We start from the raw sequence: 11,494 nt of genomic DNA, 5'->3' as shown, positions 1-11,494 counted from the left end.
CTGTAATCTATTCTTTGTCTATCCTTGCGGTTATTTTAAAAAGACTGCTTACATCCTTCCATAATCTCTTATTATTCATCATTTATAATTTAATTTACGGGACGAAATCTTTTTCCTGACCTGTTTGAACAGAATTCGGAATGTAGACTTTATACAGAGATTTTTTATTAATAACAGGGTCAAAATATACTTCAACTCCCTGATCAGAGTAAGACCCGGATATAGTTTTTTTAGTCAACGTAAAGGATATTCGTTTGGTGCCATCCATACTGCTTCCTTTAAATGTATTTATATTTTGTATTGGTTGTTCAGAGATACTGCTTTCCATAATATTAAATATTAGCGGGCTGCCGTTCGGATCAAATATCTTAAGCTGCAAAGAGGATTTTTCATGCTTGCTTTTTGTCCATTCTTTACGAAACTTTTTTACATCAAATCTGAATTGATGCTCTTTACTTTGTGCAGATAAGATTCCGAAAATCAGGATAAGTAATAATGCAGCCGTTTTTTTCATTATTAATCGTTTTAACAATTATGAAACTAATATATTAAAAAGAAAAGAGACAGTTTTTCAACCATCTCTTTATATTTATGAAATAAATTATTTATTTTTTAATAACAGTAGCCTGATGGATTAGTTCTTCTTTATCAAAAAGTCTTATCACATAAGAACCTGATGAATATGGAGTGAAGTTAATACTTCCGGAATACTTTTGTCTGCCGGTTATATTTCTTCCGGACATATCATACAACTCATAATGAGTAATATTTTTTTGAGTAATTACTGAAAGTACATCTTTCACCGGATTAGGTACAATTTTAATACCATCATTATTCTGGAGCTCCATTGTATTTAAGCTGGAAGTAACCGTCAGTATTCTGTCATTTTTACTTTCATTTAAACAGATATTCAAAGCGACAAGCTCACTGATACTTTTTCCTACAAAATTAGATACGTTTGCAGTACTGCTGTAAGAAATACCTTTCACTGTGTATGTTCCTGCAGGAATAGAGGTGAAGTTTGCCGTAGGGCTGACTGCCTGAATTTTCCCTGTAGAATTATTAACAGCTGCAAATGTATAGCTATATCCGGCAGGAGGTGTAGAAGTTTCGTAAAGGCTTCCGGCACCGCTTACTGTAATGGTATATGAAGTAGTATTGGCTGGGCTGCTAAAGTTTGATGTGACAAGGTAATAATCAACACCTTCATTCAGTACAACTGCTTTTGCAGAAGTATTGGACGTGTAATTAGAGCCGTTATAATAGGCATTTGAAGTTAAAAAGTTACCCAATGATGCAGGATTTCCGGAGTGTACAGATGTAATTAAGAATCCTGATGATTTGGAGAACGTGTAGGTTCCGGTTTCAGTAACTCTGAATTTAAATGTATTGGAAACATAATTACTGACTGCCGAAACAGGAGAGGTCATTGAAGCATCACTATACACAATCACATTATTATTAGCTGAACCTACATTATAGACAAATGTTTTGGACGTATAGGCTCCGTTTTCCGCCGGAGGTGCTGTCATATTAAGGTTAGCAGAAGGGCTTCCGGAAATTGCTGAAACAGGAGATTTCGGTGTAATATAGGAAGAATAAGCTGCACAATCTGATGTAATGGTGAAGTTATTATCCGATACATCAAAGAACTCTGCATAAGCATTGATAATGCCTACTACTTTCACCCTTGCTTTATCGGTAGAAGGGATATAAGGGATAGTGGCATTGTAGCTGCCATTATTTGGGACATTAGATCCTAAAGTATAAGGGAAAGATAAGCCACCATCAATAGACAATAGAATATCTACATTACTTTTAATTGTATTCGTACTGTTTACATCCCATGTGATAGTAGCTGCGGTGTTTGAAGCTACAGAAATTCCCGTTGCATTAGGATAGGTAACAGCCAGCGGTCCGCTGTTAGCAACTGTTACAATAATATCATCAGAATCAAGACCTCCGTTGGTTACATTGTTATCTCTTACCGTAAAGCGGAACTTCATGCTTCTTGCCACCAATGGCAGGGCTTCAGCATCGTTGGTAGGAGGGTTGTTTTGATTATTAAGCACAAACTGCATTTTTGGAAAATATCTTTCTGTAGTTGAACTGGTCTGTTCAGAACGGAAAAGAGGTGCAGTAGTACTGTTTACCGCTGTATAACCACCTGTACCGGTGATCGTGGATCCGAATGCTCCTTTATCATTAGCTGATGCCACATCTGCCTGTTCCCAGGTATAAGACAAATTGCTGTCATTAGGATCACTGGCTATCCCTTTTAGCTTGAAAGGTGTATTTTTTGGGATTGTGATATCTACTCCTGCGTTGGCAGATGGAGCCAGATTCGTACTTGCTACAATCGTATAGCAATTGGCTGGAGTCTGTAGATAAGCCAGAATCTGATCTAAGCTTTTTGCATTAAAATAGCTAAGATTATTATTTCCTGTATTGGTCTGATTGTTCGGAGTTGTACAGTTATTGGAATATCCCATGAGAGTTGATCCTCCTCCCGGTTCAACAGCTGCTGCTGCGTTCCATCCGCTTGTACAGAATGTCGGGCTTCCGCTGCTTCCTCCAACCGCATTATAGGTGTGTCCGGCAGAAAACTGATGTCCCATTTCATGAGCAATTAAACCTGCAACAATTCCTTTAGGCATAGTTAAAGCCCACTGGCTCCATGCTCTTGATTTCGAAGTATTGTTACATGGCTGAGGGCCTGCTTGTCCCTGTGCTCCTCCGCTGCTCAGAATATTAAATGTATGGCCTATATCATATTTATTATAAACCAATGTAGCGTTCGTGTTTAAGGTATTGAACCCCGTTTGGGAATTAGCCGCACTTGCAAAAGAAGGATCTACTGTGAAAGGATCTGTATTAGGATCTGTAAATATCAGGGTTTTATCAGTTGTTTCAGCAATAAGGCTGAAGGTTACGGAAACTTCAGATTCATAAATCTTATTGATCAAATTAACCATATTTACTGCTTCTGCTAAAGCATTGTCTGTATTTCCACTGAATGCCTGCGTAAATTCCCCTGTAGTAGCTACTGCCAGTCTGAATTTTCGGATTTGGTTTCCAAACGGAAAATTGGTTACAGATTTTGACATTATAGATTGCTTAACGGTTGCAAGCTCTTTAATGACATCGCTTTCCTCCACGCCGCAGGTAAATCTTTCATCAAATTTTGAAAAAGCATTATAAATTCTATATTGACCGGAAGTTGTTTTGTAAGGTTCTACTATAAAATAGCCTTCATCATTTTTAATAATGGCATTAAGATGATCGTCGAAGACAGAAAGTTTGATGGAAGATGTTTGGTCAGAACTTACCCCGTCAAAAGTAAGAATAGAGCCGAGTCTTTTCTCCGTAAGGTCATTTTCTTTTAAGAAAAATTTGACGGTTTTTCCATTTTCCGTCGGAAGAATGATCCAGGTCTTGGAAATTTTTTCTTTTTTCAGACGGCTTTCTCTGAACTGATTTTCAAATTTCTGAAAATCAAAAGGAAAAACACTGCCGGGCAATGATGCATCCTTCGAAATATCCTGGCCCCAGAAATAGCTGAAAACTATAAGCAGGATAAAAGTTAATTTACTTTTCATAATGTAGTGATTTTGTTTTATAAAGTTAATAAAAAAAGACAACGATAATATGAATTGTTTATCATATTTCCATTGTCTTTATGTTTATTGAAAAAATAAGTATATTATTAATGTATTATGGATATTTTCACACCTGAATGACTCCTAAGTTGAATTTTTCAGTAATAGGAGCATGGTTGGCTGCTTCAATTCCCATTGAAATCCATTTTCTTGTATCCGTAGGATTGATGATGGCATCCGTCCAAAGCCTTGCTGCAGCGTAAGTGGCTGCCGTTTGCTTCTGATATTTTTTGGTGATGGTATCCAAAATTTCATTGTGCTCTTCTTCGGAAATTTCTTTGCCCTGCTTTTTTAAAGTAGATTCCTGGATCTGGGCCAAAACTTTTGCAGCCTGAGCGCCTCCCATTACAGCCAGATCTGCCCATGGCCACGCTACAATTAATCGGGGATCATAAGCTTTACCACACATAGCATAGTTTCCTGCTCCGTAAGAATTTCCTGTAATGATGGTGAATTTCGGGACTACTGAATTCGAAACAGCATTCACCATTTTAGCACCATCTTTAATAATACCTCCATGTTCCGATTTTGAACCTACCATGAATCCGGTAACGTCCTGAAGGAAAATCAACGGAATCTTTCTCTGGTTGCAGTTCGCTATAAATCTTGTGGCTTTATCAGCAGAATCTGAGTAAATTACACCTCCGAACTGCATTTCCCCCTTTCCGCTTTTTACAAGCTTTCTTTGGTTGGCTACAATACCTACAGACCAACCATCAATTCTGGCAGTTGCACAGATAATGCTTTTCCCGTAGTCAGGCTTATACTCATCATATTCTGAATTGTCAACCAGACATTTAATGATCTCGTATGTGTCATACTGCTCTGCTCTGGACACAGGAACAATTCCGAAAATATTCTCAGGATTTTCCTTTGGCGGAAAACTTTCTATTCTGTCAAAACCTGCTTTCTCAGTACTTCCGAGAGATTTCATAATGGTTTTGATTCTGTTTAAAGCATCCTGATCATCTTTAGCTTTATAATCTGTAACCCCGGAAATTGAGCAGTGAGTAGTAGCTCCGCCCAGCGTTTCATTATCAATACTTTCTCCGATGGCCGCTTTTACAAGGTAGCTTCCCGCAAGGAAAATAGAACCTGTTTTATCAACAATCATGGCTTCATCGCTCATAATAGGAAGATAAGCACCTCCGGCTACACAACTGCCCATTACGGCAGAAATCTGAACAATTCCCATGGAACTCATTTTAGCATTATTTCTAAAAATTCGTCCGAAATGCTCTTTATCAGGGAAAATCTCGTCCTGCATAGGAAGATAAACCCCTGCAGAATCTACAAGATAAATAATGGGAAGTCTGTTCTCCATTGCGATTTCCTGTGCTCTAAGGTTTTTCTTTCCGGTAATAGGAAACCAGGCTCCCGCTTTTACAGAGGCATCATTGGCAACAACAATACACTGTCTCCCGGAAACATAGCCCATTACGATCACAACCCCTCCGCTAGGGCATCCACCATGTTCTTCATACATTTCATATCCGGCAAATGCACCAATTTCTATGGAATCTGAACCTTTGTCGAGAAGATATTCAATTCTTTCTCTTGCCGTCATTTTTCCTTCATCACGAAGCTTCTGAAGCCTCTTCTCACCGCCTCCTTTTTTTATTTCAGCGAGCAATTGATTGAGATCGGATAATTTTAACCTGTTTTGATCTTCCCGTTTGTTGAATTCGATGTCCATAAAATTTCAATTTTTTACGCCTAAAGATACTATTTTTGCAATGAATACAAGCTGAAGTAAAACAAACGTTTAATAGATTGGTTCTCAGAAATTTGTGAAATTTTTAACAAAAAAAGATTTTTAAATTACTGATATTTTTTCTAACTTTACTACAGAGTAAAAGGGATCATATTCCCTGCTAAATACTCTAAGTTCCTAGTTTATTTTTTTAATAGTTTATTATTTGAAGGCCCTGAACGTTGAACAAATTTTCAGGGTTTTTTATGCTATTTACCCAATATGTAAACTATATTATATATTTTCTAATTTTTCTCATACTAAACTTATCTTTTTATCAATATTTCTAAAAGCTATTTGTAAATTTGCCTGTTAAAAATTTATAGAAGTTAGGATATGCAAAAATTAGCACTTTTCAGGTTGCATTTGATTGTTTTTTTGTGGGGGTTTACTGCAATTTTGGGAAAACTGATTCATGCCAACGCACAGATTCTTGTATTTTACAGAATGCTGTTTGCTGCTATATTCCTATTTGTTTTCATCAGAATCTATAAAAAAGAGAGTATAAAGGTTTCCAGGAAAATATTTTTTCAGCTGGCCGGAATTGGCTTTGCCATGGCGCTTCACTGGTATTGCTTTTTTTATTCCATTAAAGTATCGAATGTTTCAATAGCATTAAGCTGTCTGTCCCTTTCTACTTTGTTTGCCTCCATATTAGAACCCATTATTTTTAAGCGGAAAATAGATATATCCGAAGTAATCATGGGAGTAGTGATTGTGGCCTGCATCTTATTGATTTTTAAAACGGAATTTAATTATAAGGAAGGTATTATATATGGTATTCTCTGTGCCGTGTTCGGGACTATTTTTTCTGTTTTCAATGGGAAGATGTTCGGAAAGACGAGTTCCGGAAATATTATTTTTTATGAGATTTTCTGTGGATGGTTTATTCTGGCTGTATTTTATCTGTTCACCGAACAGATTTTTCAGATGAATGAAATAAACTACAGAGATCTGGCGTTAATATGCTTGTTGGCAAGTGTTTTTACCGCTTTTCCAATGCTGGAATCAGTAAAGCTGATGAAATATATTTCGCCTTTTACTCTAATTTTAACAGTTAATTTAGAACCAGTTTACGGAATTATACTAGCTTTTTTTATCTTTGGGGAATCGGAAGAAATGAGCCCGATATTTTATGTGGCTTCAGGCGTTATGATACTGGCTATCATTGCGAACGGATTAATGAAAGCCAGAAAAACTAAAAAACAAAAAAACTTTAACTAGCATCAAATTTATATGATGAAAAAATATTTTTTACTTGCATTCTCACTGCTTTTTGGGCTTTCTCAGTCTCAGATCATCAGAAAATACTCCAATGAATTTTTAAATATCGGGGCCGGAGCAAGAGGTCTTGCCATGGGAGGAGCTGTGGTATCCAATCAGGATGATGTGTATTCACCGATGTGGAACCCGGCTGGTTTAATGGCTATTGAAAGAGACTGGCAGGGAGCAGCAATGCATGCGGAATATTTTGAATCTATTGCAAAATATGATTATCTCGCCTATGCGAAAGTATTGGAAGAAGGGGTATTCGGAGTTTCGATTGTAAGACTGGGAGTAGATAATATCCTGAACACTACACAATTGATTGATACGGAAGGAAACATAGATTATGATAAAATCACCAAATTCTCACAGTCTGATTATGCTGCCATCCTTTCTTACGCCTTTAATCCCGGAGGAAATCCTAAACTGGATGTTGGGGTCAATGCGAAGATTGTATACCGAAATGTAGGTAAATTTGCCAACGGATACGGTTTCGGTTTTGATATTGGGGCTATTTATAAAGCAGACAACGGGTGGAAATTCGGAGGTATGCTTCGCGATGCAACTACCACTGTCAACTTCTGGAGCGTTAATCAGGGCGAGCTTTCAACCGTCGTAAACGGTGAAGAATTCAACCCTGCACCAAAAGATAAAATGGAACTTACCATGCCTAAACTGAATGTTGGGGCGAGTAAAATATTCAACATCAACAGCAGCGTATATGTTTTACCGGAAGCAGGAATCAATGTAGATTTTGCTAAAACAGCGGCTTTGGTATCTACAGATTTTGCCAGTATCACACCCTATGCCGGTGCGGAACTAGGCTACCAGAAAATGATTTTTGTAAGACTTGGGGTGAACAGGTTCCAGTCTATTACAGATATTGAAGACCTTAAAAGAAAAGTTTCTTTCCAGCCGAGTGCCGGTATCGGAATCAGATACAGAGGGCTTACTTTAGATTATGCCATTACCAATTCAGGGATTGGAGGATCTAATTTCTATTCCAATTTCTTCTCTTTGAAACTGGATATGGGAGCATTCAGAAATGATTAATTTTAAAATGTAATTAAAGAAGCAATGAAAAAGATTTCCGTATTAGCAGCTATTTTTTTGGCAACTGCTGTTTTCGGGCAGAAGATTTCCGACTATAAATATATTTTGGTTCCTGAGACTTTTAACGATTTTGTAAAAAACTCTTACGAAATGGACAGATCATTAATAAAGGCTCTGAAATCTAAGGGATATACCGTTTTTCAGGAAGGAAAAGATCCGTGGCCGTCTGAGGTTGATCAAAGATCCTGCGGTTATATCGTAGCCAACATATTGAATAAAAGCAGCTTTTTGAGAAATAAGGTAGAGCTTGAGTTCAGAGACTGTAACAAAAAAGTGATATTTTCTTCAACAGGAAATTCAAATCTTAAAGAATATAAAGAAGGCTATCAGGATGCCTTGAAGCTGTCTCTCGCTTCAGTTCCCGTTTCAAAACCTGTAGAAAATCTTCAGGTTACAAAAGCGGAAAGTCCGAATGTACAACCTGTAAAAAAGACTGAAGAACCTTTAGCCGAGCCTGTTTCGGAAAATAAATCCGGAAAATATTCAAATGGTAAACTGAACCTTCAGAAAATCCAGGTAGATGCCGGTCAGTTTATTTTAGCAGACAGCGGGAGTTCTGTGCCATTTGCTGTATTCAAAACCTCTTCAAAAAAAGATGTTTTCAGAGTAAAACTGGCAGACGGAAGCTATACGATAGGATATTTTGAACATGGAAATATTGTGATCGATATGCCTCAGTCTAACGGAGATCTTACTAAAGAAGTATTTTCATCGAAATAAAATATAGATTAAAAAAAACAATATATGATCCTTAATTCAAACGTAAGAATGAGTTAAGGATTAATTTTTACTACCTATGAAAAAGATTTATGTTTCTGTACTGGTAGCGCTGTCCATATATTCCAGTGCACAAAATGTTTTCAATGCCAAATTGCATGAAATGAATTTCGGTTCTTCCAGTGAGCCGGGTAATTTAGCCAAACTTAATGATCTCATCATTTTCCCCGCCACGAGATTCAACGATGAAGGAAGAGAATTGTGGTGTTTTAATTCCGTAACTCAGAAATCTTCATTGCTGAAAGATATTTTTCCGGGGCACAACAGTGGCTTGTCCGGTACACCATCTTTTGTAAAAGTAAACGGAAAAATATATTTTGTGGCTCAGGAAAATTTTTCAGGATATCAGATCTGGGCAACGGATGGAACTGTTGCCGGAACGGTGAAAGAGAAAGATCTCGGGACAAATTATGCTATTAATAACCTCGTAGTTGCAGGAAATAAGATATTCTATTACGTTCAAAATGAATTATGGTCCTATGATACCATTTCGAAAGAGCTGCTGAAAGTGAAAACTTTTGTGTATTCAGGAGATGTGAAAATGTATGCGTTTAATAATGAACTGTTTTTAGCTGCCGATGACGGAGTTTATGGAAAAGAAATCTGGAAATCAGATGGAACTTTAGCAGGAACAGTTCTTCTGAAAGATATTGTTCCCAATGCCGGAGGAAGTGCTTCCGGAGATTTTAATATAATACAGCTTCATAATAAATTCTATTTCATCGCTAATCTGGGAGCCTCCGGATATGCACTTTATGAAAGTGACGGAACCGAAGCCGGAACTGTTTCGGTAAAACCCTTACGTGCACCCAGCCTGAATGGAATTTCTGCAGATAATTATTTCGTATTTGAAGGATTTGATCCCGATGCAGGAGGAATGGAACCGTGGGTTTCCGACGGAACAGCTGCAGGAACGAAGATGCTTAAAAATCTAAGGCCGGGAAATACAAGTTCCATGGCTAACAGTAAATTTATAAAAGTCAATAATAAAATATACTTTGACAGCAATACCAATGGAGTAAGTACGGCTTATGGCAACTATGTCTGGGAAACAGACGGTACCGAAGCGGGGACTGTTTTATTCAATACTCCGCCTGAAACTGTATTGTATGGAAAAAGTTCAGAGGGAAAACATCTGATTCTTACGAAACCCAATTATTGGAACAGATACTGGATCACAAACGGAAATTTTTCTCAAACATTTGAAATTACTGATATTGGAATGCCTTACAATAACAGTTTTATTGATCTGAATTCTAAGATTTATCTCACCGGAACTACACCCAAAAACGGGACCGAGCTTTTCTATACGGATCCGGTTTCCCAGACATCTTCTTTGGCAACTGATATCAGCAAATTTGAAAGCGCTGAACCCCATTCTTTCGATGTCCTGAACAACGAACTCATCTTTGTTTCCGGAGACCGTCAGTATAATGATCAATTCTATAAAAGAAATAAAAACACCCATCAGTTTGAAAGACTTTCCAACTTTGGAAATTCTTCCTTTGTAGGCATGTTTTCTAATGCTAAAGACACCTTTTTTAAAGTAGGAAACTATCTTTATACCAAAAATGGAACGCCTAATCCAATGAGCGGATTATACAGGACAGACGGGACTGCGGCTAATTCAACGGTGTTATCTACCTCTCCGGGTACCGTAACCTATGATAATTCTTTTTACATAAACCTGAATGACAATACTCTTTTGTTTTCCGGATACAACAATGTACTGGGAACAGAACTCTGGAAAATTGATAACACTTCCGATACTGCGGTTCTGGTAAAAGATATTTCGACGGATGATATGGGAAGCATGTACAACACAGACTCTCGAACAGCAGTCCTGAATAGTTTTGCCTATTTTGTAGCCAAAGAAAACGGAAAGCTGGGAATCTGGAAATCCGACGGTACTTCTGCCGGAACTTCAAAGGCCATTCAGTTTACTTATCAGAATGGAGGAGATGGAGATATCAAGGTATTAAAAAGTTTTAATAACAAACTTTTCTTCACAAAAAGAAAGGAAGGCAGCACAAGCTTCTCACAAAATGAACTTTGGGCTTCAGATGGAGATCAGGCTTCTGCGGTTTTATTAAAAGATCATACGATACCTTTTGGTGATGGTAACATTTCCAGAGAAACTGAAGTTCTGAATAATAAACTGGTGTATGTTACGACAGGGTATTTCGCAGGTCTTCACTCAACAGATGGAACTGTGGCAGGAACTACAGAGATATTAAGCAGTAATTTCTTTAGTGAAACTCAATTTAAAAAATGTGGAAATCAGTTGTTTTTCACCAATAACAATAGCAGTCAGCTTTGGAGAACGGATGGAACAGCTGGCGGCACATTCAGTTTATCCTCCAACCTGTCTTCTGTAAAAGATATGGTCTGCGTGAATAATTATCTGTACTTTCTGAACGGAGATTCCCAAAAGGTATGGAAAACGAATGGCTCGGCTTCCAATACAATGGCAATGGATATTTTTGTAACCAATGATGACAATCAGCTGCTGGCCAATGAAAATATAGAAAAGCTGGCAACAGACGGAGAGCGGCTATATCTATCCATTGCAACCAAAGAGCATGGTAGTGAGCTGTATGAGATTACGGATACTCTGCCGGTATATTTGGCTACTGATGATATCCGTAACACAGACGGAAAAAATACCCGTCCGGATATTCAGATTTATCCTAATCCTGTTACAGACTATTTTTCTGTAAAAACCAAAGGGGATTATAAAATTGAAACAGTGAAAATTTTTGATGCTTCAGGAAAACTGATTAAAAATCTGGCATCTCCGACGGATAAGATTAATGTTTCGGATATGTCTTCAGGAATTTACTTTATCAGAATAAAAACTGACAAAGGTGAACATCTTGGTAAAATCATCAAGAAATAATAAAAAAAGGCTCTTGAAAAAGAGCCT

At 37.5% G+C, this 11,494-nt stretch carries 7 protein-coding genes; 4 read left to right on the top strand and 3 right to left on the bottom strand.

Annotated elements, in window-relative coordinates:
- Nucleotides 1-94: 94 nt before the first annotated feature.
- The 3 genes from ACM46_RS22080 to ACM46_RS22070 form a co-directional block, all read right to left on the bottom strand.
- Nucleotides 95-514, bottom strand: a complete 420-nt coding sequence (locus tag ACM46_RS22080) for a hypothetical protein (protein ID WP_048508828.1) — start codon at nt 512-514, stop codon at nt 95-97.
- 91 nt (nt 515-605) lie between these two features.
- Nucleotides 606-3,599, bottom strand: coding sequence for a zinc-dependent metalloprotease (locus ACM46_RS22075; RefSeq protein WP_048508827.1), 2,994 nt, complete (start codon nt 3,597-3,599; stop codon nt 606-608).
- Nucleotides 3,600-3,726: 127 nt separating this feature from the next.
- Nucleotides 3,727-5,355, bottom strand: coding sequence for an acyl-CoA carboxylase subunit beta (locus ACM46_RS22070; RefSeq protein WP_048508826.1), 1,629 nt, complete (start codon nt 5,353-5,355; stop codon nt 3,727-3,729).
- 393 nt (nt 5,356-5,748) lie between these two features.
- Here ACM46_RS22070 and ACM46_RS22065 point away from each other — a divergent pair, with 393 nt between their 5' ends.
- The 4 genes from ACM46_RS22065 to ACM46_RS22050 all read left to right on the top strand — a co-directional run bounded on the left by ACM46_RS22065 (nt 5,749) and on the right by ACM46_RS22050 (nt 11,467).
- Nucleotides 5,749-6,636, top strand: a complete 888-nt coding sequence (locus ACM46_RS22065; RefSeq protein WP_048508825.1) for a DMT family transporter — start codon at nt 5,749-5,751, stop codon at nt 6,634-6,636.
- Between the two features lie 12 nt (nt 6,637-6,648).
- Nucleotides 6,649-7,731 carry a putative type IX sorting system protein PorV2 gene (locus ACM46_RS22060; RefSeq protein ID WP_048508824.1) on the top strand — a complete coding sequence of 361 codons (1,083 nt, stop codon included), beginning with the start codon at nt 6,649-6,651 and terminating at the stop codon, nt 7,729-7,731.
- A 24-nt stretch (nt 7,732-7,755) separates the two neighbouring features.
- Nucleotides 7,756-8,511 carry a hypothetical protein gene (locus ACM46_RS22055; RefSeq protein ID WP_048508823.1) on the top strand — a complete coding sequence of 252 codons (756 nt, stop codon included), beginning with the start codon at nt 7,756-7,758 and terminating at the stop codon, nt 8,509-8,511.
- Nucleotides 8,512-8,587: 76 nt separating this feature from the next.
- A complete protein-coding gene (locus ACM46_RS22050; protein WP_048508822.1) occupies nt 8,588-11,467 on the top strand; it encodes a T9SS type A sorting domain-containing protein in 2,880 nt (959 codons plus the stop codon).
- Nucleotides 11,468-11,494: the final 27 nt, after the last annotated feature.

Origin of the sequence: Chryseobacterium angstadtii (assembly GCF_001045465.1) — a bacterium.
In the GTDB taxonomy this organism is placed as follows: Bacteria; Bacteroidota; Bacteroidia; order Flavobacteriales; family Weeksellaceae; genus Chryseobacterium; species Chryseobacterium angstadtii.
The sequence above is the reverse complement of the archived record's forward strand: the minus strand, read 5'-3'. Positions and strand labels throughout refer to the sequence as shown.

Coding starts and splice junctions, on each gene's coding strand:
- ACM46_RS22060 (WP_048508824.1), top strand. CDS start 6,649: ATGATGAAAAAATATTTTTTACTTGCATTCTCACTGCTTTTTGGGCTT.
- ACM46_RS22080 (WP_048508828.1), bottom strand. CDS start 514: ATGAAAAAAACGGCTGCATTATTACTTATCCTGATTTTCGGAATCTTA.
- ACM46_RS22065 (WP_048508825.1), top strand. CDS start 5,749: ATGCAAAAATTAGCACTTTTCAGGTTGCATTTGATTGTTTTTTTGTGG.
- ACM46_RS22075 (WP_048508827.1), bottom strand. CDS start 3,599: ATGAAAAGTAAATTAACTTTTATCCTGCTTATAGTTTTCAGCTATTTC.
- ACM46_RS22055 (WP_048508823.1), top strand. CDS start 7,756: ATGAAAAAGATTTCCGTATTAGCAGCTATTTTTTTGGCAACTGCTGTT.
- ACM46_RS22050 (WP_048508822.1), top strand. CDS start 8,588: ATGAAAAAGATTTATGTTTCTGTACTGGTAGCGCTGTCCATATATTCC.
- ACM46_RS22070 (WP_048508826.1), bottom strand. CDS start 5,355: ATGGACATCGAATTCAACAAACGGGAAGATCAAAACAGGTTAAAATTA.